General features: G+C 59.7%; 23 protein-coding genes. 18 read left to right on the top strand and 5 right to left on the bottom strand.

Translation table 11 applies throughout. From position 1 onward, the window contains the following. Positions 1 to 159: 159 nt before the first annotated feature. The 11 genes from edd to BK670_RS24250 all read left to right on the top strand — a co-directional run bounded on the left by edd (position 160) and on the right by BK670_RS24250 (position 13,835). Positions 160 to 1,986, top strand: a complete 1,827-nt coding sequence (gene edd, locus BK670_RS24305; RefSeq protein WP_123453568.1) for a phosphogluconate dehydratase — start codon at positions 160 to 162, stop codon at positions 1,984 to 1,986. Continuing rightward, positions 1,983 to 2,948 (top strand): glucokinase, encoded by a 966-nt coding sequence (locus BK670_RS24300; RefSeq protein ID WP_123453566.1) that lies wholly within the window; start codon positions 1,983 to 1,985, stop codon positions 2,946 to 2,948. The genes edd and BK670_RS24300 overlap by 4 nt, the downstream gene beginning before the upstream one ends. 199 nt (positions 2,949 to 3,147) lie before the next feature. Then, positions 3,148 to 3,879 (top strand): response regulator, encoded by a 732-nt coding sequence (locus BK670_RS24295; RefSeq protein ID WP_003227460.1) that lies wholly within the window; start codon positions 3,148 to 3,150, stop codon positions 3,877 to 3,879. Beyond that, positions 3,869 to 5,338 (top strand): ATP-binding protein, encoded by a 1,470-nt coding sequence (locus tag BK670_RS24290; RefSeq protein WP_123453564.1) that lies wholly within the window; start codon positions 3,869 to 3,871, stop codon positions 5,336 to 5,338. The genes BK670_RS24295 and BK670_RS24290 overlap by 11 nt, the downstream gene beginning before the upstream one ends. A gap of 225 nt (positions 5,339 to 5,563) precedes the next feature. After that, the gene (locus BK670_RS24280) at positions 5,564 to 6,823 is read left to right on the top strand and encodes a D-mannose isomerase (protein ID WP_123453562.1); all 1,260 of its coding nucleotides are present in this window, start codon (positions 5,564 to 5,566) and stop codon (positions 6,821 to 6,823) included. 119 nt (positions 6,824 to 6,942) lie between these two features. After that, entirely contained in the window at positions 6,943 to 8,244 is a 1,302-nt protein-coding gene (locus BK670_RS24275; protein ID WP_016983700.1) for an ABC transporter substrate-binding protein, read from the top strand. Between the two features lie 141 nt (positions 8,245 to 8,385). After that, complete coding sequence (locus BK670_RS24270) at positions 8,386 to 9,294, top strand: carbohydrate ABC transporter permease (RefSeq protein ID WP_123453560.1); 909 nt, start codon at positions 8,386 to 8,388, stop codon at positions 9,292 to 9,294. Beyond that, the gene (locus BK670_RS24265; RefSeq protein ID WP_123453558.1) at positions 9,287 to 10,132 is read left to right on the top strand and encodes a carbohydrate ABC transporter permease; all 846 of its coding nucleotides are present in this window, start codon (positions 9,287 to 9,289) and stop codon (positions 10,130 to 10,132) included. The genes BK670_RS24270 and BK670_RS24265 overlap by 8 nt, the downstream gene beginning before the upstream one ends. A gap of 2 nt (positions 10,133 to 10,134) precedes the next feature. Then, positions 10,135 to 11,295 (top strand): ABC transporter ATP-binding protein, encoded by a 1,161-nt coding sequence (locus BK670_RS24260; protein WP_123453556.1) that lies wholly within the window; start codon positions 10,135 to 10,137, stop codon positions 11,293 to 11,295. A 222-nt stretch (positions 11,296 to 11,517) separates the two neighbouring features. Then, on the top strand, positions 11,518 to 12,867 hold the full coding sequence (locus tag BK670_RS24255; RefSeq protein WP_123453554.1) for a carbohydrate porin: 1,350 nt from the start codon (positions 11,518 to 11,520) through the stop codon (positions 12,865 to 12,867). A 113-nt stretch (positions 12,868 to 12,980) separates the two neighbouring features. Continuing rightward, positions 12,981 to 13,835, top strand: coding sequence for a D-hexose-6-phosphate mutarotase (locus BK670_RS24250; protein WP_123453954.1), 855 nt, complete (start codon positions 12,981 to 12,983; stop codon positions 13,833 to 13,835). Positions 13,836 to 14,043: 208 nt separating this feature from the next. On the opposite strand, the gene BK670_RS24245 is transcribed toward BK670_RS24250, so the two are convergent. Beyond that, on the bottom strand, positions 14,044 to 14,904 hold the full coding sequence (locus BK670_RS24245; protein WP_169842436.1) for a MurR/RpiR family transcriptional regulator: 861 nt from the start codon (positions 14,902 to 14,904) through the stop codon (positions 14,044 to 14,046). A 226-nt stretch (positions 14,905 to 15,130) separates the two neighbouring features. Between BK670_RS24245 and zwf the strand changes: the two genes are divergently transcribed. The 4 genes from zwf (at position 15,131) to BK670_RS24225 (ending at position 18,839) form a co-directional block, all read left to right on the top strand. After that, the gene (gene zwf, locus BK670_RS24240) at positions 15,131 to 16,597 is read left to right on the top strand and encodes a glucose-6-phosphate dehydrogenase (RefSeq protein WP_122844480.1); all 1,467 of its coding nucleotides are present in this window, start codon (positions 15,131 to 15,133) and stop codon (positions 16,595 to 16,597) included. Beyond that, entirely contained in the window at positions 16,584 to 17,297 is a 714-nt protein-coding gene (gene pgl / locus BK670_RS24235; RefSeq protein ID WP_123453552.1) for a 6-phosphogluconolactonase, read from the top strand. The genes zwf and pgl overlap by 14 nt, the downstream gene beginning before the upstream one ends. Before the next feature lie 17 nt (positions 17,298 to 17,314). Beyond that, on the top strand, positions 17,315 to 17,980 hold the full coding sequence (locus BK670_RS24230) for a bifunctional 4-hydroxy-2-oxoglutarate aldolase/2-dehydro-3-deoxy-phosphogluconate aldolase (protein WP_008082815.1): 666 nt from the start codon (positions 17,315 to 17,317) through the stop codon (positions 17,978 to 17,980). Between the two features lie 280 nt (positions 17,981 to 18,260). Next, entirely contained in the window at positions 18,261 to 18,839 is a 579-nt protein-coding gene (locus tag BK670_RS24225) for a peptidase associated/transthyretin-like domain-containing protein (protein ID WP_123453550.1), read from the top strand. Here BK670_RS24225 and BK670_RS24220 read toward each other — a convergent pair. Together BK670_RS24220 and BK670_RS24215 are read right to left on the bottom strand one after the other, a co-directional pair. Next, positions 18,836 to 20,017 carry an aminotransferase class V-fold PLP-dependent enzyme gene (locus BK670_RS24220; protein WP_123453548.1) on the bottom strand — a complete coding sequence of 394 codons (1,182 nt, stop codon included), beginning with the start codon at positions 20,015 to 20,017 and terminating at the stop codon, positions 18,836 to 18,838. The two genes, BK670_RS24225 and BK670_RS24220, sit on opposite strands and share 4 nt — an antisense overlap. 30 nt (positions 20,018 to 20,047) lie before the next feature. Beyond that, positions 20,048 to 20,284: a DUF3820 family protein gene (locus tag BK670_RS24215; RefSeq protein ID WP_003227425.1), complete on the bottom strand. Its 237-nt coding sequence runs from the start codon at positions 20,282 to 20,284 to the stop codon at positions 20,048 to 20,050. A gap of 205 nt (positions 20,285 to 20,489) precedes the next feature. Here BK670_RS24215 and BK670_RS24210 point away from each other — a divergent pair, with 205 nt between their 5' ends. Further along, on the top strand, positions 20,490 to 20,957 hold the full coding sequence (locus tag BK670_RS24210; protein WP_016983691.1) for a ferritin-like domain-containing protein: 468 nt from the start codon (positions 20,490 to 20,492) through the stop codon (positions 20,955 to 20,957). Between the two features lie 257 nt (positions 20,958 to 21,214). On the opposite strand, the gene BK670_RS24205 is transcribed toward BK670_RS24210, so the two are convergent. Continuing rightward, positions 21,215 to 21,685, bottom strand: coding sequence for a MaoC family dehydratase (locus BK670_RS24205; protein ID WP_003227420.1), 471 nt, complete (start codon positions 21,683 to 21,685; stop codon positions 21,215 to 21,217). 42 nt (positions 21,686 to 21,727) lie between these two features. Continuing rightward, positions 21,728 to 22,672, bottom strand: a complete 945-nt coding sequence (locus tag BK670_RS24200; protein ID WP_123453546.1) for an alpha/beta hydrolase — start codon at positions 22,670 to 22,672, stop codon at positions 21,728 to 21,730. Positions 22,673 to 22,872: 200 nt separating this feature from the next. On the opposite strand from BK670_RS24200, the gene fadD2 reads away from it, so the two are divergent. Beyond that, a complete protein-coding gene (gene fadD2, locus BK670_RS24195) occupies positions 22,873 to 24,561 on the top strand; it encodes a long-chain-fatty-acid--CoA ligase FadD2 (protein ID WP_123453544.1) in 1,689 nt (562 codons plus the stop codon). A 347-nt stretch (positions 24,562 to 24,908) separates the two neighbouring features. Then, complete coding sequence (fadD1, locus tag BK670_RS24190; protein ID WP_123453542.1) at positions 24,909 to 26,606, top strand: long-chain-fatty-acid--CoA ligase FadD1; 1,698 nt, start codon at positions 24,909 to 24,911, stop codon at positions 26,604 to 26,606. Positions 26,607 to 26,668: the final 62 nt, after the last annotated feature.

Genomic DNA, 26,668 nt, shown 5'->3' with positions numbered 1-26,668 from the left:
ACAAGCCTTTTTAGTGGCAATATTTTGTTTTATCTACAACGAGTGACCTGAATCAACTGGTCCGAATGGTCAAAAAAGCCGTCTGTCATTCCAACAACAACGGCGTTTGATCAGCATAGACAATCAGGTCGCCACATCCGTTAGCCTGGAGTTCTACACATGCATCCCCGCGTCCTTGAGGTCACCGAACGGCTTATCGCCCGCAGCCGCGCCACGCGTCAGGCTTACCTTGCACTGATTCGCGGCGCCGCCACTGACGGGCCGATGCGCGGCAAGCTGCAATGCGCCAACTTCGCCCACGGCGTGGCCGGTTGCGGCAGCGAAGACAAGCACAGCCTGCGGATGATGAACTCGGCGAACATCGCCATTGTTTCTTCGTATAACGACATGCTCTCGGCGCACCAGCCGTACGAAGTATTCCCGCAACAGATCAAGAACGCCCTGCGCGAAATCGGTTCGGTCGGCCAGTTCGCGGGCGGTACGCCGGCGATGTGCGACGGCGTGACCCAGGGCGAGCCGGGCATGGAACTGAGCCTGCCGAGCCGCGAAGTGATCGCCATGTCGACCGCAGTGGCGCTGTCGCACAACATGTTCGATGGTGCGCTGATGCTCGGCATCTGCGACAAGATCGTCCCGGGCCTGATGATGGGGTCGCTGCGTTTCGGCCACCTGCCGACGATTTTCGTACCGGGCGGGCCGATGGTCTCGGGGATTTCCAACAAGGAAAAAGCCGACGTGCGGCAGAAGTACGCCGAAGGCAAAGCGACCCGCGAAGAGCTGCTGGAATCGGAGATGAAGTCCTACCACGGCCCGGGCACTTGCACCTTCTACGGCACCGCCAACACCAACCAGTTGCTGATGGAAGTGATGGGCCTGCACTTGCCGGGCGCCTCCTTCGTCAACCCGAACACGCCGCTGCGTGACGCGCTGACCCGCGAAGCTGCGCATCAAGTGACGCGTCTGACCAAACAGAACGGCAACTTCATGCCGATCGGCGAAATCGTCGACGAGAAATCGCTGGTCAACTCCATTGTTGCGCTGCACGCCACTGGCGGCTCGACCAACCACACCCTGCACATGCCGGCCATCGCCATGGCGGCGGGCATTCAACTGACCTGGCAGGACATGGCCGATCTCTCCGAAGTCGTGCCGACCCTCAGCCACGTCTACCCGAACGGCAAAGCCGACATCAACCACTTCCAGGCAGCGGGCGGCATGTCGTTCCTGATCCGCGAATTGCTTGGCGCCGGTCTGCTGCACGAAGACGTCAACACCGTGCTCGGCCACGGCCTGAGCAAATACACCAAGGAACCGTTCCTCGATAACGGCGAATTGGTATGGCGCGAAGGTCCGACCGACAGCCTCGACGAAAACATCCTGCGTCCGGTCGCCCGTGCATTCTCGGCAGAGGGTGGTTTGCGCGTTATGGAGGGCAACCTCGGTCGCGGTGTGATGAAGGTGTCTGCGGTGGCACTGGAAAACCAGGTCGTCGAAGCGCCAGCGATGGTGTTCCAGGATCAACAAGATCTGGCCGACGCGTTCAAGGCCGGTCTGCTGGAAAAAGATTTCGTCGCCGTGATGCGCTTCCAGGGCCCGCGCTCCAACGGCATGCCCGAACTGCACAAGATGACGCCATTCCTCGGCGTGCTGCAGGATCGCGGCTTCAAAGTCGCGTTGGTGACTGACGGGCGCATGTCCGGCGCCTCGGGGAAAATCCCCGCCGCAATTCACGTCAGCCCCGAAGCTTATGTCGGCGGCGCTTTGGCACGCGTGCAAGAGGGCGATATCATCCGCGTCGATGGCGTCAAAGGCACTTTGGAACTTAAAGTCGACGCCGCCGAATTTGCAGCGCGCGAACCCGCCAAAGGTCTGTTGGGCAACAACATCGGCAGCGGGCGCGAACTGTTTGGCTTTATGCGTTTGGCCTTCAGCTCGGCAGAGCAGGGCGCCAGCGCCTTCACTTCTGCCCTGGAGACGCTTAATTGAAACTGGCTTTGGTCGGTGACATCGGAGGCACCAACGCGCGGTTTGCGTTGTGGAAAAACCAGCAACTGCAATCGGTTCAGGTGCTGGCCACGGCCGACCACGCCAGCCCGGAAGAGGCGATCAGCCTGTACCTGAGCGGGCTCGGTCTGGCGCCGGGTTCGATCGGTTCGGTGTGCCTGTCGGTGGCGGGGCCGGTCAGTGGTGATGAGTTCAAGTTCACCAACAATCACTGGCGACTGAGTCGTACAGCGTTCTGCCAGACCTTACAGGTCGAGCAGTTGTTGCTGATCAACGACTTCTCGGCGATGGCGCTGGGCATGACCCGTTTGCAGCCGGGCGAATTCCGCGTGGTCTGCGAGGGCACGCCGGAGCCGTTGCGTCCGGCCGTGGTGATCGGCCCGGGCACTGGCCTTGGCGTCGGCACCTTGCTTGATCTTGGCGAAGGCCGTTTCGCGGCGTTGCCGGGCGAGGGCGGTCACGTCGATCTGCCGCTGAGCAGCCCGCGTGAAACCCAGCTGTGGCAGCACATCCACAACGAGATCGGCCATGTCAGTGCGGAAACCGCGTTGAGTGGTGGTGGATTGCCACGGGTTTACCGGGCGATCTGTGCGGTCGATGGCCATGAGCCGACACTCGATACGCCGGAAGCGATTACCGCTGCCGGGCTGGCGGGTGATCCGATTGCGCTGGAAGTGCTGGAGCAGTTCTGCTGCTGGCTCGGGCGCGTGGCGGGTAACAACGTGTTGACCACGGGTGCACGTGGCGGGGTGTATATCGTTGGCGGTGTGATTCCACGCTTTGCCGACTTCTTCCTTGAAAGCGGTTTTGCCCGTAGCTTCGCCGACAAAGGTTGCATGAGCGATTATTTCAAAGGCATTCCGGTGTGGCTGGTGACGGCGCCGTATTCCGGCCTTGTCGGTGCCGGTGTGGCACTGGAACAATCCACTCTTGTGGTGAAATAAGTAACCTGTGGCGAGGGAGCTTGCTCCCGCTGGGCTGCGCAGCAGTCGTAACTTCGGCAAACGCGATTGTCACTGACAACGCATTGGGGCTGCTTCGCAGCCCAGCGGGAGCAAGCTCCCTCGCCACAAAAGCTCGTACGCGATGTGTTTTTGCTCAGGCATAATCCGCCCCAATTCCAACAACAAGGATGCCTTCGAAGTGAGCTCAGTCAACAAGTCGATATTGTTGGTCGATGACGACCAGGAAATACGCGAGTTGCTGGAAACCTACCTGACCCGTGCCGGGTTTCAGGTACGGGCCACCGCCGACGGTGCCAGTTTCCGCCAGGCCCTCAACGAGGCGCCGAGCGATCTGGTGATCCTCGATGTCATGCTGCCCGACGAAGACGGCTTCAGCCTCTGCCGTTGGGTGCGTCAGCATCCGCGTCAGGCGCAGGTGCCGATCATCATGCTCACCGCCAGTTCCGACGAAGCCGACCGCGTGATCGGTCTGGAACTCGGCGCCGACGATTACCTCGGCAAACCCTTCAGCCCCCGCGAACTGCAAGCGCGCATCAAGGCGTTGCTGCGCCGTGCGCAATTTGGTCAGGAGCGCAGTGGCAGCGACGTGCTGGCCTTTGATGAGTGGCGCCTGGACATGGTCAGCCATCGCCTGTTTCACACCGACGGCGAAGAAGTGATTCTCTCCGGTGCCGACTTCGCCCTGCTGAAACTGTTCCTCGATCATCCGCAGGAAATCCTCGACCGCGACACCATTGGCAACGCCACCCGTGGCCGCGACCTGATGCCGCTTGATCGCATCGTCGACATGGCCGTCAGCCGTTTACGCCAGCGCCTGCGCGACACGGAAAAACCGCCACGACTGATCCGCACCGTGCGCGGCAGCGGCTACCAACTGGCAGCCAACGTGGTTGCCGGCAATGGTCACTGAGTCACTGCGCAGACTCGCCGCCAAAGTGCCGGTGCCGCGTTCGCTGCTCGGGCGCATGCTGCTTTTGACCTTGCTGGCGGTGCTGTTTGCGCAGACGTTATCGAGCGTGATCTGGGTCTCGCAACTGCGCGCCACGCAACTCGAAGGCCTGGTTACCAGCGCCCGCAGCCTCGCCCATTCGATGACTGCCAGCGTCAGTTATTTCCGTTCGTTGCCGGTGGCTTATCGACCGTTGGTGTTGGATCAATTGCGCAGCATGGGCGGCACCCGCTTCGTCGTGACCCTCAACGACAAACCGCTGGGCATGGACGTGCTACCGGTCACACCGCGTAAAGCGGCGGTGATGAAAGCGGTCGACGAAGTGCTGCGTCAGACCCTCGGTAATGACACGGATATTTCGGTGACCTTTGTCAGTCCCGAAGACCTGCGCATCTTCAACGCCGGGCTGAAACTCGATGAATTGCCACGCTCGTGGGCGCATTACGCGCTGACCCTGGAGCCGGTGAATCCGCCGGTGTTGGTCACGCAGATACAAATGGCCCCGGGGGAATGGCTGTACATCGCCTCACTGTTGCCCGAGCCGTACACCAGTCTTGAAGAGCAAGGTCTGCCGTCGCAACAGGTGTGGTTCATCGTCCTCACCAGCGGATTCCTGCTGCTGTTCATCGGTCTGCTGGTGCACTGGCAGAGCCGCCCGCTCAAGCGTCTGGCGCGCGCCGCGCGGGATCTGTCGTTGGGTGCTGACGTCGAGCCGGTGGCCGAGGGCGGCGGCAGCGAAGTGGTCGAAGTGGGCCGCGCCTTCAACACCATGCGCGAGCGCATCAGCCGCTACCTGACCGAGCGCAGCCAGTTGTTCAGCGCGATCTCCCATGACCTGCGCACGCCGATCACCCGTTTGCGTTTGCGCGTCGAATTGCTCGAAGACGAAGCGCTGCAAAGCAAGTTCGGTCGCGATCTGGATGAACTGGAGTTGCTGGTCAAAGGCGCGCTGCAATGCGTGAAGGACACCGACATCCACGAGAACATCGAACCGGTGGATCTCAACCATGTGCTCGACTGCCTGGTAGAGCCGTATCTGGCGCCGAACGGCAATGGCCGCGTGACTCAGCAAGGCAAGGCGCTGGCGGCTTATCCGGGCAAGCCGCTGGCGTTGAAACGCTGCATCGGTAACCTGATCGACAACGCGTTGAAGTACGGGCAGAACGCGCACTTGCACATCGACGATGATGAGCGCGCGTTTGTTCTGCACGTCGACGATGAAGGGCCAGGCGTCCCGGAGCAGCGGCTGGAGCAGGTGTTCGAGCCGCACTTTCGTCTGGCGGGACAGCAGCAGGGCTATGGTCTGGGTTTGGGCATCGCACGCAACATTGCCCACAGCCATGGCGGCGAGGTGACGTTGCAGAATTTGCGTGAGGGTGGCTTGCGAGTGACCCTGCAACTGCCGCGCAGTGCTGATTGACACCACCCCTGTGGCGAGGGAGCTTGCTCCCGCTGGACTGCGCAGCAGGCCTTCTTTTTTGCTGCCGCTTCGCGCCACAACGGGAGCAAGCTCCCTCGCCACAGGTTTCACTCCAGAGCTTTGTATGTCACGGCTTGGTGACAAAACCCGCCCCCTTCGTTACAAGACCATCCCGGCCTGTTGTTTAGACTGCCCGCAGTCATAACAACAAAAAAGGGCCACTCCATGGACACCTTTCACCCAGGCTTCAGCAGTTGGCTGAACGCCCCTGCCCATCAGCAATGGCTCGCCGCCGAAGGCCTGCGCCTGCTGGAATTCGCCAAGGCATCAAAACTGCCCGAAGGCTTCGGCAACCTCGACGAACGCGGCCGTCTGCCAGCGAACGCACAAGCCGAAACCATGAACACCGCACGCATGACCCACAGCTTCGCCATGGCCCACATTCAGGGCCTGCCGGGTTTTGCCGAGCTGGTCGATCACGGCATCGCCGCCCTGCGCGGGCCGTTGCGTGACGCCCTGCACGGCGGCTGGTTTGCGGTCGCCGAACACCGCGATGACAACACCGGCAAAAACGCCTATCTGCATGCTTTCGTTGCGCTTGCGGCCAGCTCTGCGGTGGTCGCACAACGTCCCGGCGCCCAAGCGCTGCTGGATGACGCCATCGACATCATCGACACGTATTTCTGGAGCGAAGAAGAGGGCGCCATGCGCGAATTCTTCAATCGCGACTGGAGCGAAGAGGAAGCCTATCGCGGCGCCAACAGCAACATGCACGCGACCGAAGCGTTTCTCGCGCTGGCCGATGTCACCGAAGATCCGCGCTGGCTGGTGCGCGCGCAACGCATCGTCGAGCGGGTGATCCACGGGCATGCGGCCGGCAACGGTTACATGGTCATCGAGCATTTCGACCGCGACTGGCAACCGCTGCGCGAATACAACCAGGACAATCCCGCCGATGGTTTCCGCCCTTACGGCACCACGCCGGGCCACGGTTTCGAGTGGGCGCGGCTGCTGCTGCACCTCGAAGCTGCGCGGGTGCAGGCTGGCATGCTCACACCCGGTTGGCTCGCCACTGATGCGGCAAAACTGTTCGAGAACAACTGCCGTCACGGCTGGGACGTCGATGGCGCGCCGGGCATCGTCTACACCCTCGACTGGAACAATAAATCCGTGGTCCGCCATCGTCTGCACTGGACGCACGCCGAGGCCAGCGCCGCCGCCAGTGCCTTGCTCAAACGCACCGGTGATGCGCAATACGAGACCTGGTACCGACTGTTCTGGGAATTCTGCGAAGTGAATTTCATCGATCGATGCGACGGCAGTTGGCACCACGAACTCAATCCGCAAAACGTTCCCAGCGCCGATATCTGGCCGGGCAAACCCGATCTGTATCACGCCTGGCAGGCGGTGCTGATCCCTCGTCTACCCTTGTCGCCGAGCATGGCGACTGCTTTGGCGCAGTTGTCCCAGAGCATTCCTGTGTAACCATGTGGTGACATTCGCGCGTCCCTTCGTTACCTGTGAGGGGAATCGTCCTGTTTAAACTCCTGTGCAGCGCAAGCACCAGACTTGCAATGCATAACAACAAGAAAGGTACATCTCAGATGAATGCGATTTCTCGCCTCGCTACTGTCATTTCTGTCGCCTCCCTGTTCCCGCTCGCAATTCTGCCTCTCAGTGTTTCCGCTGCCGAATCCAAAGGTTCGGTCGAAGTCGTGCACTGGTGGACATCCGGTGGCGAAAAAGCTGCTGTTGATGTGCTCAAGGCGCAAGTCGAAAAAGACGGTTTCACCTGGAAAGACGGCGCTGTCGCCGGTGGTGGCGGTGCGACTGCCATGACCGTGCTGAAAAGCCGCGCAGTCGCCGGCAACCCGCCTGGCGTAGCCCAGATCAAAGGCCCGGACATCCAGGAATGGGCGTCGACCGGCCTGCTCGACACCGACGTATTGAAAGACGTCGCCAAGTCGGAAAAGTGGGACAGCCTGCTCGACAAGAAAGTCTCCGATACCGTGAAGTACGACGGTGATTACGTGGCCGTGCCGGTGAACATTCACCGTGTGAACTGGCTGTGGATCAACCCGGAAGTGTTCAAGAAAGCCGGTATCACCAAGAACCCGACCACCCTCGAAGAATTCTATGCTGCGGGCGACAAGCTCAAGGCTGCGGGCTTCATTCCGCTGGCTCACGGCGGTCAGCCTTGGCAGGACAGCACCGTGTTCGAAGCCGTGGTGCTCTCGGTCATGGGTGTCGATGGTTACAAGAAAGCCCTGGTTGACCTGGACAATGCCGCGCTGACCGGCCCGGAAATGGTCAAGGCGCTGACCGAGCTGAAGAAAGTCGCGACCTACATGGACGCAGACGGCAAGGGCCAGGACTGGAACCTCGAAGCGGCCAAGGTCATCAACGGCAAGGCCGGCATGCAGATCATGGGTGACTGGGCCAAGTCCGAATGGACCGCCGCGAAGAAAGTCGCCGGCAAGGATTACGAGTGCGTAGCCTTCCCGGGCACCGACAAGGCGTTCACCTACAACATCGACTCGCTGGCCGTGTTCAAGCAGAAGGACGCAGGCACTGCGGCCGGTCAGCAGGACATCGCCAAAGTCGTGCTGGGTGAAAACTTCCAGAAAGTCTTCAGCATCAACAAAGGCTCGATCCCGGTTCGCAACGACATGTTGAACAACATGGACAAGCTCGGTTTCGACTCCTGCGCGCAGACCGCTGCCAAGGACTTCCTGGCGGACGCCAAGTCCGGCGGCCTGCAGCCAAGCATGGCGCACAACATGGCGACCACGCTGGCGGTGCAAGGCGCGTTCTTTGATGTCGTGACCAACTACATCAACGACCCGAAAGCCGACCCGGCCGACACCGCCAAGAAACTTGGCGCAGCGATCAAGTCGTCCAAGTAATCCTTGGACCCTGTAGGAGCGAGCCTGCTCGCGAAGGCGTTGTGTCAGTTGCTACATCCGTCGGCTGACACACCGCAATCGCCAGCAGGCTGGCTCCCACAGGGCCGTTTGCAACCCTAATTCCCTGTTCTGGATTTCCCCATGAGTTCTGTTGCTGTGTTCAGCAAGGCCTCGCCGTTCGATGCATTGCAACGCTGGCTGCCAAAACTGGTGCTGGCGCCGAGCATGTTCATCGTGCTGGTGGGCTTCTATGGCTACATCCTGTGGACGTTCATTCTGTCGTTCACCACCTCGACATTCCTGCCCAACTACAAGTGGGCCGGTCTGGCGCAATACGCGCGGTTGTTCGACAACGATCGCTGGTGGGTCGCGAGCAAAAATCTCGCGGTGTTCGGCTGTATGTTCATCGGTATCACCTTGGTGATCGGTGTGTTGCTGGCGGTGTTCCTCGACCAGCGTATTCGTCGCGAAGGCTTTATCCGCACCATTTACCTGTACCCGATGGCGCTCTCGATGATCGTCACCGGTACTGCGTGGAAATGGCTGCTCAACCCGGGCATGGGCCTGGACAAATTGTTGCGTGACTGGGGCTGGGAAGGCTTCCGTCTCGACTGGCTGATCGACCCGGATCGCGTGGTCTATTGCCTGGTGATCGCCGCAGTGTGGCAAGCCTCTGGCTTTATCATGGCGATGTTCCTCGCCGGCCTGCGTGGCGTCGATCAATCGATCATCCGTGCCGCGCAAATCGACGGCGCGAGCATGCCGACGATCTACTGGAAAGTGGTGCTGCCAAGCCTGCGCCCGGTGTTCTTCAGTGCGGTAATGATTCTGGCGCACATCGCGATCAAGAGCTTCGACCTCGTCGCGGCAATGACCGCCGGTGGCCCGGGTTATTCCTCCGACCTGCCAGCGATGTTCATGTATTCCTTCACCTTCAGTCGCGGCCAGATGGGCATGGGCTCGGCCAGTGCGATTCTGATGCTCGGTGCGATCCTCGCGATCATCGTGCCTTACCTGTACTCCGAGCTGAGGACCAAGCGTCATGACTAGTCTCGCTGCCAAACCTGCCATCAGCCTGAGTCGCATCGCGATCTACGCGGTGCTGATCCTCGCCGTACTGCTTTATCTGGTGCCGCTGGTGGTCATGTTGCTGACCAGCTTCAAGACCCCGGAAGACATCAGCACCGGCAACCTGTTGAGCTGGCCGACCGTGGTCAGCGGCATCGGCTGGGTCAAGGCCTGGGCCACGGTTGATGGGTACTTCTGGAACTCGATCAAAATCACTGTTCCGGCGGTGATCATCTCCACCGCGATTGGTGCATTGAACGGTTACGTGTTGTCGATGTGGCGCTTCCGCGGTTCGCAGCTGTTCTTCGGCCTGCTGTTGTTCGGTTGCTTCCTGCCGTTCCAGACCGTGCTGCTGCCGGCCTCGTTCACCCTCGGCAAGATGGGCCTGGCGAGCACCACTACTGGTCTGGTGTTTGTCCACGTGGTTTACGGTCTGGCGTTCACCACGCTGTTCTTCCGTAACTACTACGTGAGCATTCCGGATGCGCTGGTGAAAGCTGCACGCCTGGACGGCGCGGGTTTCTTCACGATTTTCCGCCGCATCATTCTGCCGATGTCGACGCCGATCATCATGGTTTGCCTGATCTGGCAGTTCACCCAGATCTGGAACGACTTCCTGTTCGGTGTGGTGTTCTCCAGCGGTGATTCGCAACCGATCACGGTGGCGCTGAACAACCTGGTCAACACCAGCACCGGCGCCAAGGAATACAACGTTGATATGGCAGCGGCGATGATCGCCGGCCTGCCGACCCTGCTGGTCTATGTGGTCGCAGGCAAGTATTTCGTGCGCGGGCTGACAGCCGGCGCAGTCAAGGGGTAATCATGGCAACGCTCGAACTTCGCAACGTCAACAAGACCTACGGTGCCGGCCTGCCGGACACCTTGAAGAACATCGAACTGTCGATCAAGGACGGTGAGTTCCTGATCCTGGTCGGCCCGTCGGGCTGCGGCAAGTCGACCCTGATGAACTGCATCGCCGGTCTGGAAACCATCACCGGCGGCGCGATCATGATCGGTGATCAGGACGTCAGCGGCATGAGCCCGAAGGATCGTGACATCGCCATGGTGTTCCAGTCCTACGCGCTGTACCCGACCATGAGCGTGCGCGAGAACATTGAATTCGGTCTGAAGATCCGCAAGATGCCGCAGTCGGCGATCGATGAAGAAGTCGCGCGTGTGGCCAAGCTGCTGCAGATCGAACACCTGCTGAACCGCAAGCCGGGTCAGCTCTCCGGTGGTCAGCAACAGCGTGTGGCAATGGGCCGTGCCCTGGCACGGCGGCCGAAGATTTATCTGTTCGACGAACCGCTGTCCAACCTCGACGCCAAGCTGCGCGTCGAGATGCGCACCGAAATGAAACTGATGCACCAGCGCCTGAAGACCACCACGGTCTACGTGACCCACGACCAGATCGAAGCGATGACCCTGGGCGACAAGGTTGCGGTGATGAAGGACGGCATCATCCAGCAGTTCGGCACGCCGAAAGAGATCTACAACGACCCGGCCAACCTGTTCGTGGCGAGCTTCATCGGTTCGCCGCCGATGAACTTCATCCCGCTGCGCCTGCAGCGCAAGGACGGCCGTCTGCTGGCGCTGCTCGACAGCGGCCAGGCTCGCTGCGAGTTGCCGATGAGCATGCAGGACGCCGGGCTTGAAGATCGCGAAGTGATCCTCGGCCTGCGCCCGGAACAGATCGTACTAGCCAACGGCGAGGGCAATGGCCTGCCAAGCATTCGCGCCGAAGTGCAAGTCACCGAGCCGACCGGTCCGGACACCCTGGTGTTCGTCAACCTCAATGAAACCAAAGTCTGCTGCCGCTTGGCGCCGGACGTGGCACCGCAGGTGGGCGAGAACCTGACGCTGCAATTCGATCCGTCGAAAGTGCTGTTGTTCGATGCCAACACGGGCGAGCGTCTGGGCGTTGCGGGCCAGGCGCAGACCGAAGCGCGGTCTGCGAACGTGGCGCAATTCAAAGGCCGGTAAACAGATCAATGCTGGAATGCGGTCATGTGGGAGCTGGCCTGCCAGCGATGCAGGCAACTCGGTTTGTCGTCGAACCGAGTCGATGCAATCGCCGGCAGGCCAGCTCCCACAGGGATCGGATTCTAAAAAGGAGCACGCGGTGGATGGCCTGTTATCCATCGCACTTTATGTAAACCGCGTTAGATAAAAACAGTTAATAACAATAAAGACGAGGATGTAGGGATGAAAAAGCAACACGTCAATGCTCGGTTGATCTGCCAAGTGTCGGCTGCGGCGGCCTTGGTGCTGGCCGGTAACGCCATGGCAGCGGATGCCTTCAGTTCCGATTCGAAATGGATGACCGGCGACTGGGGTGGCGAGCGTACCAAGCTGATCGAGCAGGGTATCGACATCAAGGCTGACTACGTTGGGGAAGTCGGTGGCAACCTGAACGGTGGCTACAACGACGACAAGACCGCGCGTTACGCAGACCAGTTCGGTCTGGGCGTGGCACTCGATCTGCAAAAGCTGTGGGGCTGGGATAACACCCAGGCGAAGATCCAGCTGACCAACCGTAACGGTTACAACATCTCCAACGACCGCGTTGGCGATCCACGTGCCGGCACTCTCAGTTCCTCGCAAGAAGTTTACGGCCGTGGCCACATGGTGCGTCTGACCCAGTTGTGGATTCAGCACCAGTTCTTCGACAACAAACTCGACGTCAAGGCCGGTTACTTCGGTGAAGGCGAAGACTTCAACACCTTCCCGTGCGACTTCCAGAACCTGGCGTTCTGCGGTTCGCAAGTGGGTAACTGGGCAACCAACATCTGGTACAACTGGCCGGTCAGCCAGGCCGCGATCCGCGTGAAGTACAACATCAACGACGAGCTCTACGCGCAAATCGGTGCGTACAACCAGAACCCGTCGCAGCTGGAACACGGCAACGGCTTCAAGCTCAGCGGCAGCGGCACCAAAGGTACCGTTCTTCCGGTCGAGCTGGTCTGGTCGCCGAAGGTCAACAGCCTGCCGGGCGAATACCGCGTCGGTTACTACAAGAGCACGGCGGATGCCGACGACGTTCGTGAAGACGTCAACGGTTTCGACGCTGCTACTACTGGCGACGCGTACAAAACCCACAGCAGCAAAAGCGGCTACTGGTTCGTGGCGCAACAGCAACTCACCAGCCACAACGGTGATGCTTCTCGCGGTCTGAATATCGCCGCCAACGCCACGTTCCACGACAAGGACACCAACTTCATCGACAACTACCAGTCGGTGATGTTTGTCTACAAAGGCCCGTTCGACGCGCGTCCGAAGGATGACGTCGGTATCGGTGCGGCGCGTATCCACGTTAACGATGACGTGAAGAAAAACGCCGAGCTGCTGAACGCTTCCAACGGGGTTTCGGATTACGACAACCCGGTGTTCTCGCCGATTCGTGAAACTGAATACAACTACGAGATCAACTACGGCTTCCACGTCACCAACTGGCTGACCGTACGTCCTAACCTGCAGTACATCACTCACCCGGGTGGTGTGGATGAAGTGGACAACGCATTGGTCGCGGGTCTGAAAATTCAGTCTACGTTCTGACGCGTCTGCGATAAGCTCCTCTCTATGTGCGCATATTTGCGGACAGCCAAGGCTGTCCGCTTTTTTTTGAGGGCTGGCGCAGCCCGTAACAGATGAATTCGGAACCGTGGCAAATGCATGAGCATCCGCTACAACGCTTCTTCAAGTCCCTGCGCGAGCAACCGGTGTTCGCCTGGGAGCGCTATCAGATGCGCGACGTGTTGGTGATCGATCATCCGCTGTGTCAGGCGGTGTTCAGTCGTCAGGGCGCGCAGTTGCTGCACTTTCAGCCGCGAGGGCAAAAACCGTGGTTGTGGTGTGCGGCGAAGTGGCCGCATGTTGGCGCCATCCGGGGTGGCGTGCCGGTGTGCTGGCCATGGTATGGCCGTCATCCAAGCGAAAACGCCTGGCCATCGCATGGGTGGGCGCGACTGCTCGACTGGAAGCTGCTCGACAGCAGCACCGCCGAAGATGGCGTGCGCCTGCACTGGCAATTGCAGCTATGCGACTGGCAGGTTGACCTGCATGCGCATCTGGGCGAACGCATGGAATTACGCCTGAGTACCGAGCATCAGGACGACATGCCGTGCCAGTTGAGCCAGGCTTTGCATGCTTACTGGCGTATTGGCGATGTCGGTGAGATAGCGCTGTCTGGGCTTGAAGGCGCGCAGGGTTATGACCAGTTGAACCGGCAGATTTGCCAGCAGGAAGGCGAGTTGCGGGTCGATGGCGGCTGTCAGCGGGTGTTCCAGCATGACGGCGAATTGCAGTTGAAAGATCACGCTTGGCAGCGCGAGTTGTGCATTGATACCGGTGACAGTGCCGACACGGTGGTGTGGCATCCCGGGGCGCGGCCGTTGTTGGGCGTGACGTGGGACGAGATTTCGGAGTTTGTCTGCGTGGAAGCGGCGGCGGGTGGCACCGACAGCCTGCACCTGGCGCCGGGGGAGAAGGCGCATCTGAGTTTGCAGGCGTGGGCGGCTGCTTGAGTGTGTCAGACATATCGTAGCCCCTCACCCTAGCCCGCTCCCGGGGGGAGAGGGGACCGAATGGGGGATGTTCGAGAGATTCACCGACCTGAACGAATGACGTTGAATCCATAATCGACTCGGTGTTTCAGGTCGATGTATAGCGTTATTCACCTCGGTCGGCTCCCTCTCCCTACGGGAGAGGGCTGGGGTGAGGGGCTTTTGATCTTTAGTTAAATTCATCCCCAACCGGATACCGGCTGGCATTCAAGCTCTCTTTGATCTTGCGCAGATGCGGCTGGAAATCCACGCCACGACGCAACGTCATCCCGGTCGCCAACACATCCAGCACCGTCAGCTGAATGATCCGCGAAGTCATCGGCATATAAATGTCGGTGTCTTCCGGCAACGGAATATTCAGGCTCAGCGTACTCGCCTTGGCCAGCGGTGAATTCTCCGCCGTCAAACCCAACACCGAAGCGCCGTTCTCGCGAGCAATGCGCGCCACCTCGACCAGCTCACGGGTGCGACCGGTGTAGGAAATGATCACGAACAACTCACCGGTGTGCGCCACCGACGCAATCATCCGCTGCATCAGCACATCGGCGTGCGCGGTGACGGCGAGGTTGAAGCGGAAGAACTTGTGCTGCGCATCCAAAGCCACCGGTGCCGAAGCGCCGAGACCGAAGAAGTGGATCTGCCGCGCCTGAATCAACAGGTCGACAGCGCGGCTGATCAGGTTCGGGTCCAGCGCCTGACACGCACTGTCCAGCGAAGCGATGGCGCTGCCGAAAATCTTCTGCGTGTACGCCTCGGGATTGTCGTCAGCCTCGACCGCGCGGCTGACATACGCCGCACCGCTGGCCAGGCTCTGGGCCAGTTGCAGCTTGAGTTCGGGATAGCCGCTGACACCGAACGAGCGGCAGAAACGGTTGACCGTCGGTTCGCTCACCGAAGCCGCCTGGGCGAGGGCGGCGATGCTGAAGCGGGTGGCCTGCTGCGGGTTGAGCAGGATCACCTCGGCGACCTTACGTTCGGCCTTGTTCAGCTCTTCAAGGCGACTCTGGATCTGTTCCAGTAAATTTCGCACGCGGTCCATATGGAATTCCTGATTCACCGACGCAAAGGTGCGCCGGGCTATGCAAATTGGGCCTTTGATATGGCCCGTAACGGTGGCCTATCCTACTGATGGCTCCGACCGACCACCACTCGGAATCTGTATTTTGCGAAAATGTTGTGGTTATTACTACATTTTCCCTTGAGTGATGCCTTGAAAAAAGGTATTTGTAGCTTAACTTGATAAAAGAACAAACATCATGCCTTCGATTACGGTTGAACCGTGCACCTTTGCCTTGTTCGGCGCGCTTGGCGATCTGGCCCTGCGCAAGCTGTTTCCTGCCCTTTATCACCTCGATGGCGCCGATCTGTTGCACGAGGACACGCGCATCATCGCGTTGGCCCGTGAAGCCGGCAGCGAGCAGCAACACCTGGCGTTTATCGCCGCCGAATTGCGCCGCTACGTCGGCAAAGAGCTGAACGAAGCCGTCGCCGAGCGTTTTCTCGCACGCCTGACCTACCTGCACGTCGACTTCCTCAAAGCTGAAGATTACGTGGCGCTGGCTGAACTGGCCGGCAGCACGCAACGCATGATTGCCTACTTCGCCACGCCGGCTGCGGTGTATGGCGCGATCTGCGAGAACCTGGCGAAAGTCGGTCTGGCCGAAAACACCCGCGTGGTCCTGGAAAAACCGATCGGCTCCGACCTCGAGTCCTCGCGCAAAGTAAACGACGCCGTAGCGCAGTTCTTCCCGGAGAACCGCACCTACCGCATCGACCATTACCTGGGCAAAGAAACCGTTCAGAACCTGATCGCCCTGCGTTTCGCCAACAGCCTGTTCGAAACCCAGTGGAACCAGAATTACATCTCCCACGTGGAAATCACCGTGGCCGAGAAGGTCGGCATCGAAGGTCGTTGGGGCTACTTCGACAAGGCTGGCCAACTGCGCGACATGATTCAGAATCACCTGTTGCAGCTGCTCTGCCTGATCGCCATGGACCCGCCGGCTGACCTGTCCGCCGACAGCATCCGTGACGAGAAAGTAAAAGTGCTCAAGGCCCTGGCGCCGATCAGCCCGGAAGGCCTGACCACTCAGGTCGTGCGCGGCCAGTACATCGCCGGCCACAGCGAAGGCAAGTCCGTACCGGGTTACCTCGAAGAACCGAATTCCAACACCCAGAGCGACACCGAAACCTTCGTCGCTCTGCGTGCCGATATCCGCAACTGGCGCTGGGCCGGCGTGCCGTTCTACCTGCGCACCGGCAAGCGTATGCCGCAGAAGCTGTCGCAGATCGTCATCCACTTCAAGGAACCGTCGCACTACATTTTCGCGCCGGAACAACGCTTGCAGATCAGCAACAAACTGATCATCCGCCTGCAGCCGGACGAAGGTATTTCCTTGCGCGTGATGACCAAAGAGCAGGGCCTGGACAAAGGCATGCAACTGCGCAGCGGCCCGCTGCAACTGAATTTCTCCGACACCTGGCGTAGCGCGCGGATCCCCGATGCCTACGAGCGGTTGTTGCTGGAAGTGATGAACGGCAATCAGAACCTGTTTGTCCGTAAAGATGAAATCGAAGCCGCGTGGAAGTGGTGTGACCAGCTGATCGCCGGGTGGAAAAAATCCGGTGACGCGCCCAAGCCTTATGCGGCCGGGTCGTGGGGGCCGATGAGCTCCATTGCATTGATCACGCGGGACGGGAGGTCGTGGTATGGCGATATCTGATGTGCAACTGCCTGCGGGCGTGAATGCCCACGAATTCAAGAGCCCGGTGCTCTTGGCTGAAGGTCTGGCGCTGAACGTCGCCAAACAATTGAGCGATGCCATTGCTGCACGCGGCAACGCGGTGCTGGTGGTGTCTGGTGGTCGCAGTCCGGTGGCGTTTTTCCAGCACCTGGCCAAGCAGGAACTGGACTGGTCGAAGGTCGTCGTGACCCTCGCCGACGAACGCTGGGTGCCGGTTGAGCACGCCGACAGCAATGCCGGTCTGCTCAAGCAATACCTGCTCAAAGGCCCGGCGGCCAAGGCACAGTTCCTCAGCCTTTATAGCGCGGCGGCCAACGTCGAGCAGGCTGCCGAGCAGGCCGATCGCTTGCTCGCCGAATTGCCGCCGATTGATGTGCTGGTGCTGGGCATGGGTGATGACGGCCACACCGCGTCGCTGTTCCCCGACAGCCCGAACCTCGCCGAAGCGTTGCAGGCCGATGGCACCCGCCGTTGCTGGCCGATGCTGGCGCCGAGCGTGCCGCGTCAGCGCCTGAGCATGAGCCGTGCGCTGCTGGCCTCGGCGAAACACAAGATTCTGTCGATTTCCGGTCAGTCGAAACTGACCACCCTGAATGCCGCACTGGCATCCGACGACGTCGCCGCCATGCCGGTGCGCGCGTTTCTGCAACCTACGTTAGAGATTTACTGGTGCCCATGAGCCAAGGAACAGCCGCTATGACAACCCCATCCCCGACCGTTTCCATGGCGGACAAAGTTGCCCTGATCGACAGCCTCTGCGCCAAGGCGCGGATCCTGCCGGTGATCACCATCGCTCGCGAACAGGACGTGCTGCCCCTGGCCGACGCTCTGGCTGCCGGTGGCCTGACCGCGCTGGAAGTGACTCTGCGTTCGCAGTTCGGTCTCAAGGCCATCCAGATCCTGCGCGACCAGCGCCCGGAACTGATGACCGGTGCCGGCACCGTGCTCGATCGCAACATGCTCGCGGCAGCCGAAGCCGCTGGCTCGCAGTTCATCGTCACGCCGGGCATCACCCGTGACCTGCTCGAAGCCAGTGTCGACAGCCCGATTCCGCTGTTGCCGGGCATCAGCAACGCCTCCGGCATCATGGAAGGCTACGGTCTGGGTTATCGCCGCTTCAAGCTGTTCCCGGCTGAAGTCAGCGGTGGCGTGGCGGCAATCAAAGCCCTCGGCGGTCCGTTCGGCGAAGTGAAATTCTGCCCGACTGGCGGCGTCGGCCCGGCCAATATCAAGAGCTACATGGCGCTGAAAAATGTCATGTGCGTGGGCGGTAGCTGGATGCTTGATCCGGAGTGGATCAAGAACGGCGACTGGGCCCGTATTCAGGAATGCACCGCTGAGGCACTGGCGCTGCTGGACTGATTGTTACCAGACACTTCGTTGTGTGTTCTACGGCTTTACGGTGCGCTTGGTCGGTGCACCGTTTTTTTTTGCCTGAAAATTGCTGTGTAGAAGCTATGTAGGAGCTGTCGAGTGAAACGAGGCTGCGATCTTTTGACCTGGCTCTTGAGCGCCAACATCAAAAGATCGCAGCCTTTGGCAGCTCCTACATCGACACCGTTACGACGCGATACATAGTTACCGCACAGCCGCGTTTGCGTGGCGCTAATCTGCGTTCATCTTACGGAAGAGAGAACGCCTCATGGATGACCATCAATCAGTAGCCTTGCCCCAGACACCGCTGCGGCAACGGAACACTCAAGTCCCGGCCAGCTTCGACTGGCGCAAAACCGAAGGCAAGGTGCGTAACATCAGTGGCGGCATTGAAGGCCTGCCACTGGTTTTGCGTCTGAGCCTGGTCGACGCCATGACCGGTGAACCGGTGGTTGGCGCCCGGGTCCGGATCGAACAGCACATTGGCGCCAATGCTCTGTGTGGAACCCAGTCGACCGACAGTCAAGGCATCGTACGGTTTACCAGTGTTTACCCGGATCGGCCCTCTGCCGGGGCTTCGTGTATCGCCATGGCCGTGTACATCGCCAGCGACGATCAACGTTCGCAAGCACATCATGAAGCCTGGAACGGACGGCTGCATCTACCCTGTGCCTGCCGCTGTGAGGCCGTCGGGAATGACGCCTCGCGGCTGGAGTTGCGACCGATTGCCGGGGCAGGTGTGGAGGATGGCTGCTTCGGTTCCCAGACGATCGGCGTCGACACCTTTGCGGTGTCGTCGCAGATCGGCCTTGCCGGCTACGAAAAGTCCACGGGCGCGGTGTTTTAGCGCAGCTCGTTCAGCGCGCGCACCAGTAACTGCATGTCGGCCGCCGTGGTGGTCAGCCCCGGTGTAATGCGGATGCTCGGCCCGCTGGCAGCGCCGTGGCGCACCACGGTGAACAGGTTGTAGTCGTTGAGCAAACGCTCGGCCATCGCCTGTTGATCGTCATGCCGGGTGAAGCGCATGGATGTGATGCCGCAATACAGCCGTGGGTCGTCTGGCGTCATCACCTCGATGCTCGGCAAGTGCCGCACCGCGCTGACCCACAGGTTGCGCAGATAATTGAGGCGAGCGCCTTTGGCCGGAGCGCCGCCGAGGGACCGGTGCTCCTCGAACACCAGCGGCAAGGTCATCAGCGCCGGAATGTTGGGCGTGCTGTACGACGTGCGCGCGCGGATGTCATTAGCCGGGTAATGCATCTCGCCCATGTCCGGATCAATGTCGGCCAGGCGTTGCGGCGCGATATAGAGGAAGCCGAGGGTGAGCGGTGCACCGATCCATTTGTGCAGGTTGTACCCGGCGAACGCGATGCCGAGGGCGTCAAGGTCGAACTCGATCTGACCGAGTGCATGGGCGCCGTCGAGGATGACATCGACGCCATGCTCTTTGGCGAGCGCGGCGATGGCTTGCACCGGCATGACCAGACCGGTGCGGTGAGTGACGTGAGTCAGGGCCATCAGCTTGATTTGCGGATGACCGACGAAGGCTTCGCGGTAAGTCTCGACCAAGCTGTCGTAGCTTGCCGGATGTGCGTGGGCAATCTCGATCACCTCGGCGCCGCGCTGCCTGGCCAGCCAGCGCATAGCGCCTTTGACCGTGTCGTATTCCAGATCACTGATCAGCACCTGATCGCCCGGCTGTAAGCGGTTGTAGTTGCGAATCAGCGATTGCAGGCCTTCGGTGGCATTGCGGGTGAAGGCCACGCTCTGCGCGCGCACGCCAATCAGCTCGGCCAGTTGTGCGCGGATATCGAGGTTGTCGTGCTGTTCGAAACGCTGGCGCACGTACACCGAGTTACTGTTGTTGATCAGCTCGATATTGCGCTGGTACTCCTCGATCACCGTGCGCGACATGCGCCCGAAGTAACCGTTCTCCAGGTTCACGGGGCCGGGTTGAGCGTCGTAACGATCGGCGAACGTTTGCCAGAAGGCTTCGTCACGGGCACGGCGGGTGTTATCGGGCATGGTCGACTGACTCTGAGAGAGGAGGGCGCTTCAGTGGCGCGGAGCAGGTTTGCCGTGTTTGGCGCGCAGCGGTTCGAGCAGGTCCGAGAGGCCGTTATGGTCGATCTCCTGCATCAGCGCGAGCAAGCCACCGAGCTCGCCGTGCGGGAAACCTTCGCGGGCAAACCAGTTCAGGTATGGCCCCGGCAGGTCGGCAATGATCCGGCCTTTGTATTTGCCGAAGGGCATTTCGCGGGTGATTAGCAGTTCGAGTTTTTCAGGGTTCATCGGTGAGATCGTCTGGCTTCAAAACAGCTTGGAAAATACAGGCATTCTGCATGCAGGCCAAATGACAGATCATGCAAATAACCGTGATACAGATAGTTCACTTATCTTTAAGTTATTGATTTAAAACGGTTTTTTAAAAATAAAAAAGCTGGCACGCACACTGCAATATCCCTTGCATCTTCAACCAATCGCAAGGAATTGAAAAATGACCGACATGAATAAAGAAGCCATCTCTGTACTCAATGACCTGATTGAAACCAGCAAGGACGGTCAGGAAGGGTTCAAGACTTGCGCTGAAGACATCAAGCATCCAGAACTGAAAACCCTGTTCGTGACTCGCTCCGCTGATTGCGCAACCGCTGCAGCAGAACTGCAAGCCGAAGTTCGCAAACTGGGCGGCGATCCGGAAACCTCCACCAGCGTCAGCGGTGACCTGCACCGTCGCTGGGTCGACGTCAAAGCCATGTTCACTGGCAAAGACGAAGAGGCTGTGCTGAACGAAGCCGAGCGTGGTGAAGACCACGCACTGAAGGCCTACAAAGAAGCCCTCGAGAAAATCAGCAAGCACAATCTGGTCGGTATTCGTGATCTGGTTGAACGCCAGTACCACGGCGTACAACGCAATCACGACCAGGTGAAAGCCCTGCGTAACCAGGCTCGCGCCCGTTCGTAAGCGTTTGTCGGGTAGAAAAAACGCCAGCTAGTCTGGCGTTTTTTGTGTCTGGAAAAAGCAGAAGCCCCTCACCCTAGCCCTCTCCCGGAGGGAGAGGGGACTGACCGAGGTGGCTGTTGGAGATACACCGACTTGAGCGATCTGAGGTGAACTCAGGTTTTGAAAAGCATCAAGATCGGCTCCCTTTCCCCCTCGCCCCCCTGGGGGAGAGGGCTGGGGTGAGGGGGAAAAGCTCTCACTGACACACCACAAATCAATCAGCCAATGCTGATCGCCGGCAAAGTCGGCAACGTCACCGTCTGCTGCTTGCGCGGCGCCAGAATCTCAGCCTCGCCATCCACCACCAACTCGTCACGCTGGTTGAATACGCGAGTGGCAATGCGCACCCGAAACTTCGGCAGCTTCTCGAGGATTTCCAGGCGTACGGTCAGCGTGTCACCGATCTTCACCGGCTTCTGAAAGCTCATCTGCTGGCCGATATAAATAGTGCCCGGCCCAGGCAGCTCGCAGGCAACGGCGGCACTGATCAGCGCGCCACTGAACATACCGTGAGCGATACGCTCCTTGAACATGCTCGCTGCGGCAAACTCGGCGTCCAGGTGCACCGGGTTGTGGTCGCCCGACATCGCGGCGAACAACTGGATGTCACGCTCTTCGACGGTCTTGCTGTAGCTGGCGGTCTGGCCGACTTCGAGGGCTTCGTAAGGGATGTTGGTAACCTGGGTCATCGGTCTCGATTCCTGTGACGGATTCAGTGAATCCACAAAAAATTATTCGCTGCGCTGAGGGCGTGGATGGCTCAGGGCCTGATCGATCCAGGCCAGCACATCCGCGATCACTTCGTCGCGGTTGGTTTCGTTGAACAATTCGTGCCGCGCCTGCGGGTAGATCTTCAGTTGCAGGTGCTGGCTGCCGGCCGTGCGCAAGGCAGTGGCCAGATCTGTCAGACGCTTGCCTTCACTCACCGGATCACATTCGCCGCCGATTACCAGCAGCGGCAGGCCCGGGTCGATCTGCGCGAGATTGGACGCTTTGCTGATCTGCTGCAAGCCGCCGAGCAGGTCGATCCACAGTTGATTGGTGCAACGAAAGCCGCACAGTGGATCGACAGCGTACTTGTCGACCTCGGCCGGATCGCGGCTCAGCCAGTCGAACGGCGTGCGCGCCGGTTTGAATTTTTTGTTGAACGAGCCGAACGACAGCCATTCGATCAACGCACTGCGACCCTTGCCGCCCTGACGCAGTTTTTCCAGGCGAGCGATCTGCCGCGCAGCTCGGTACAGCGCAACGGGCTGAAAGTTGGAACCACTGAGAATCGCCCCGTGCAGGCTGGCGCTGTGATGCAGCAGATAACCCTGGGCGATGTAGCTGCCCATGCTGTGCCCCAGCAGGATGATCGGCACGCCGGGGTGCTGCTGGCCGATGTGCTGATTGAGGCTGGCCAGATCACCGAGCACTTTGCACCAGCCGTCGTCATCGGCGAAGTGGCCGAGGGTACCGTGATTGGCGGTTTTGCCATGTCCACGCAAATCCGGCGCGTACACGCCATATCCTTTGTCGCAAAACGTGTCGGCCAACCGTGCGTAGCGGCCGCTGTGTTCCGCCATGCCATGGGCCAGCAGGATCACCGCTTTCAACGGCGTTGCCGGCAGCCATTGATTGACGAACAGGCGGCTGCGGTCACTCGCGTCCAGCCATAGGGTGTCGTGGATCATGGCGATTCCTTTGCTCAGAGTCGGATCATTGTATAGCGCGTCTGATCAGCCCACGCCACGGCAGGAAGATTCACACGGTCAATGACGGCTTTGTCCATATTTGCCTCAATGGCCATAGCTGCTAGTGTCCGTGAAGCTCCGCTTTTTCAGAAATGACAGAAAGCGGCCCCGGATCAGCTCAGGTAAAGAGGACAAGAACAATGCAACCTGATTTCTGGAACGACAAACGCCCGGCCGGCGTACCGCTGGACATCGACATGGGTGAGTTCAAGTCGGTGATCGAGGTGTTCGAGCGTTCCTGCAAGAAGTTCGCTGATCGCCCGGCGTTCAGCAACATGGGCATCACCCTGACCTACGCCGAGCTTGAGCGCCAGAGCGCCGCCTTTGCCGGTTACTTGCAGGCGCATACCGATCTGGTTCCGGGGGATCGCATCGCCGTGCAGATGCCCAACATCCTGCACTACCCGATTGCCGTGTTCGGTGCACTGCGTGCCGGGCTGATCGTGGTCAACACCAACCCGCTGTATACCGCGCGGGAGATGCGTCATCAGTTCAAGGATTCCGGCGCGCGGGCGCTGGTGTACCTGAACATGTTCGGCCAGAAAGTCCAGGAAGTGCTGGCCGACACCGACATTCAATACCTGATCGAAGCGAAGATGGGCGACCTGATGCCCACCGCCAAGGGCTGGCTGGTCAACACCGTGGTCAGCAAAGTGAAGAAAATGGTCCCGGCGTATTCGCTGCCACAGGCGATCTCCTTCAAGAGCGCGCTGCGCATGGGCCGCGGCCTGGGGATCAAGCCGCTGAAGGTCAGCCTCGACGACATCGCCGTGCTGCAATACACCGGTGGCACCACCGGGCTGGCGAAAGGCGCGATGCTGACCCACGGCAATCTGGTGGCGAACATGCAGCAAGTGCGCGCCTGCCTGGCGCAGCTCGGCCCGGACGGCCAGCCGCTGTTGCGCGAAGGTCAGGAAGTGATGATCGCGCCGCTGCCGCTTTATCACATCTATGCCTTCACCGCGAACTGCATGTGCATGATGGTTTCCGGCAACCACAACGTACTGATCACCAACCCGCGCGACATTGCCGGCTTCATCAAGGAGCTGAAGAACTGGCGCTTCTCGGCGCTGCTGGGCCTGAACACCTTGTTCGTGGCGCTGATGGATCACCCGGATTTCAAGACCCTCGATTTCTCCAGCCTGAAGCTCACCAACTCCGGCGGTACCGCGCTGGTCAAAGCCACCGCCGAGCGCTGGGAACAGATGACCGGTTGCCGCATCACCGAGGGCTACGGCCTCACCGAAACCTCACCGGTGGCCTGCACCAACCCTTACGGCGATCAATCGCGGCTGGGCACGGTTGGCTTGCCGGTGCCGGGCACGTTGCTCAAAGTCATCAACGATGACGGTGTCGAGCAGCCGATGGGTGAGCGCGGCGAGTTGTGCATCAAGGGCCCGCAGATCATGAAAGGTTATTGGCACCAGCCTGAAGCCACTGCCGAAGTGCTGGATGCCGAGGGCTGGTTCAAGTCCGGTGACATTGCGGTGATCGATCCGGACGGTTTTGTGCGCATCGTCGACCGCAAGAAGGACATGATCATCGTTTCCGGTTTCAACGTTTATCCGAATGAAATTGAAGACGTAGTGATGGCGCACCCGAAAGTGGCCAACTGCGCGGTGATCGGCGTGCCGGACGAGCGTTCCGGGGAGGCGGTGAAGCTGTTTGTGGTGGCGCGGGAAACCGGGGTCAGCCTGGAAGAACTCAAGGCCTACTGCAAAGAGAATTTCACTGCGTACAAAGTGCCGAAACACATTGTGTTGCGTGAGTCATTGCCGATGACGCCTGTCGGGAAAATTCTGCGGCGTGAGTTGCGCGATATCGCTTAAGGCTTGAAAACAAAAAGATCGCAGCCTTCGGCAGCTCCTACATTGGAATGCGTTTCCTGTAGGAGCTGCCGAAGGCTGCGATCTTTTGCTGTGAAGCCCCGGAAACCGGGGGTGTTAAGGTTCTTTAGGATTTTTGCTCTAAAATGACTGCTAGGTGGTCTTGAGTCATGATAATGACTGTAGGGGCCGCTTTTGGCTCTAGTCGACCCTTGGCAAAGCTGCTACTCTCGGCGCGCTTTGTGACTTCTCGGCCTATATAAAAGCCAGATTCACCAATACCAAACACACACCAATAATAATCGCATCAAATGCGGTGAAGAATTCGCGTTGCTGAGGAGTGGGCTTCCATGATCGAAGACTTTTGGAAGGATAAATACCCGGCTGGAATTGCTGCCGACATCAATCCGGACGAGTATCCGAACATTCAGGCAGTGTTGAAGCAATCCTGCCAACGCTTCGCCAACAAACCGGCTTTCAGCAACCTGGGCAAGACAATCACCTACGGTGAGCTGTATGAATTGTCCGGTGCGTTTGCCGCGTATCTGCAACAGCATACCGATTTGCAGCCCGGCGATCGAATCGCCGTGCAACTGCCCAACGTTCTGCAGTACCCGGTGGCCGTCTTCGGTGCGATTCGCGCCGGGCTGATCGTGGTCAACACCAACCCGCTGTACACCGCGCGGGAAATGGAACACCAATTCAACGACTCTGGCGCTAAAGCCCTTGTTTGCCTGGCGAACATGGCGCATCTGGCCGAAGCCGTGGTGCCGAAAACCGGCGTCAAACACGTGATCGTCACCGAAGTCGCCGACCTGCTGCCGCCGATCAAGCGCCTGCTGATCAACAGCGTCATCAAGTACGTGAAGAAGATGGTGCCGGCCTATCACCTGCCGAAAGCCGTCAAGTTCAACGACGTGCTGAGCAAGGGCCACGGCCAACCGGTGGCCGAAGCCAACCCGGACAGCGGCGACGTTGCGGTGCTGCAATACACCGGTGGCACCACCGGCGTGGCCAAGGGCGCGATGCTGACCCACCGCAATCTCGTCGCCAACATGCTGCAGTGCAAAGCGCTGATGGGTTCCAACCTCAATGAAGGTTGCGAGATCCTGATCACGCCGCTGCCGCTGTACCATATCTACGCGTTCACCTTTCATTGCATGGCGATGATGCTGATCGGCAACCACAACATCCTGATCAGCAATCCGCGCGACCTGCCGGCGATGGTCAAGGAACTGTCGAAGTGGAAGTTCAGCGGTTTCGTCGGCCTCAACACGTTGTTTGTGGCGCTGTGCAACAACGAAGGTTTCCGCAAACTGGACTTCTCGGCGCTGAAGGTCACCTTGTCCGGCGGCATGGCCCTGCAACTGGCCGCTGCCGAGCGCTGGAAAGCGGTCACCGGTTGCGCCATCTGCGAAGGTTACGGCATGACCGAAACCAGCCCGGTGGCCACGGTCAACCCGATCCAGAACATCCAGATCGGTACCATCGGTATTCCGGTGCCATCGACGCTGTGCAAAGTCATCGACGATGCCGGTGTCGAGCAGCCGCTGGGGGAAATCGGCGAACTGTGCGTCAAAGGCCCGCAAGTGATGAAGGGCTACTGGCAGCGTCAGGAAGCCACCGATGAAATGCTCGACAGCGAAGGCTGGCTGAAGACCGGTGACATCGCGCTGATCCAGCCAGACGGCTACATGCGCATCGTCGATCGCAAGAAAGACATGATTCTGGTCTCCGGTTTCAACGTGTACCCGAACGAACTGGAAGACGTACTGGCGACCTTGCCGGGTGTGTTGCAGTGCGCGGCCATCGGCGTTCCGGACGAGAAATCGGGCGAGGCGATCAAGATTTTCATCGTCGTTAAACCGGGCGTGAACCTGACCAAAGAGCAAGTGATGGAGCACATGCGCGCCAACGTCACCGGCTACAAGGTGCCGCGTTCTGTGGAATTCCGCGATACGCTGCCGACCACCAACGTCGGCAAGATCCTGCGCCGCGAGTTGCGTGATGAAGAACTGAAGAAGATCAAGGCCAAGTCCGCCGCCTAAAGCAAAAAGCCCCGCAGATGCGGGGCTTTTTTTGCGGCTGCAGGCTGTAGATTTGTAGTGGC

Origin of the sequence: Pseudomonas fluorescens (assembly GCF_003732425.1) — a bacterium.
Classification (GTDB): Bacteria; Pseudomonadota; Gammaproteobacteria; order Pseudomonadales; family Pseudomonadaceae; genus Aquipseudomonas; species Aquipseudomonas fluorescens_BE.
Note: the sequence above shows the minus strand (reverse complement) of the source record. Positions and strands in the feature narration are given on the sequence as shown.

Excerpts from the sequence above, each read along its gene's own strand:
- edd (WP_123453568.1), top strand. The coding sequence starts at position 160 with ATGCATCCCCGCGTCCTTGAGGTCACCGAACGGCTTATCGCCCGCAGC.
- BK670_RS24290 (WP_123453564.1), top strand. The coding sequence starts at position 3,869 with ATGGTCACTGAGTCACTGCGCAGACTCGCCGCCAAAGTGCCGGTGCCG.
- BK670_RS24280 (WP_123453562.1), top strand. The coding sequence starts at position 5,564 with ATGGACACCTTTCACCCAGGCTTCAGCAGTTGGCTGAACGCCCCTGCC.
- BK670_RS24275 (WP_016983700.1), top strand. The coding sequence starts at position 6,943 with ATGAATGCGATTTCTCGCCTCGCTACTGTCATTTCTGTCGCCTCCCTG.
- BK670_RS24270 (WP_123453560.1), top strand. The coding sequence starts at position 8,386 with ATGAGTTCTGTTGCTGTGTTCAGCAAGGCCTCGCCGTTCGATGCATTG.
- BK670_RS24265 (WP_123453558.1), top strand. The coding sequence starts at position 9,287 with ATGACTAGTCTCGCTGCCAAACCTGCCATCAGCCTGAGTCGCATCGCG.
- BK670_RS24260 (WP_123453556.1), top strand. The coding sequence starts at position 10,135 with ATGGCAACGCTCGAACTTCGCAACGTCAACAAGACCTACGGTGCCGGC.
- BK670_RS24255 (WP_123453554.1), top strand. The coding sequence starts at position 11,518 with ATGAAAAAGCAACACGTCAATGCTCGGTTGATCTGCCAAGTGTCGGCT.
- BK670_RS24250 (WP_123453954.1), top strand. The coding sequence starts at position 12,981 with ATGCATGAGCATCCGCTACAACGCTTCTTCAAGTCCCTGCGCGAGCAA.
- zwf (WP_122844480.1), top strand. The coding sequence starts at position 15,131 with ATGCCTTCGATTACGGTTGAACCGTGCACCTTTGCCTTGTTCGGCGCG.
- pgl (WP_123453552.1), top strand. The coding sequence starts at position 16,584 with ATGGCGATATCTGATGTGCAACTGCCTGCGGGCGTGAATGCCCACGAA.
- BK670_RS24230 (WP_008082815.1), top strand. The coding sequence starts at position 17,315 with ATGACAACCCCATCCCCGACCGTTTCCATGGCGGACAAAGTTGCCCTG.
- BK670_RS24225 (WP_123453550.1), top strand. The coding sequence starts at position 18,261 with ATGGATGACCATCAATCAGTAGCCTTGCCCCAGACACCGCTGCGGCAA.
- BK670_RS24220 (WP_123453548.1), bottom strand. The coding sequence starts at position 20,017 with ATGCCCGATAACACCCGCCGTGCCCGTGACGAAGCCTTCTGGCAAACG.
- BK670_RS24215 (WP_003227425.1), bottom strand. The coding sequence starts at position 20,284 with ATGAACCCTGAAAAACTCGAACTGCTAATCACCCGCGAAATGCCCTTC.
- BK670_RS24210 (WP_016983691.1), top strand. The coding sequence starts at position 20,490 with ATGACCGACATGAATAAAGAAGCCATCTCTGTACTCAATGACCTGATT.
- BK670_RS24205 (WP_003227420.1), bottom strand. The coding sequence starts at position 21,685 with ATGACCCAGGTTACCAACATCCCTTACGAAGCCCTCGAAGTCGGCCAG.
- BK670_RS24200 (WP_123453546.1), bottom strand. The coding sequence starts at position 22,672 with ATGATCCACGACACCCTATGGCTGGACGCGAGTGACCGCAGCCGCCTG.
- fadD2 (WP_123453544.1), top strand. The coding sequence starts at position 22,873 with ATGCAACCTGATTTCTGGAACGACAAACGCCCGGCCGGCGTACCGCTG.
- fadD1 (WP_123453542.1), top strand. The coding sequence starts at position 24,909 with ATGATCGAAGACTTTTGGAAGGATAAATACCCGGCTGGAATTGCTGCC.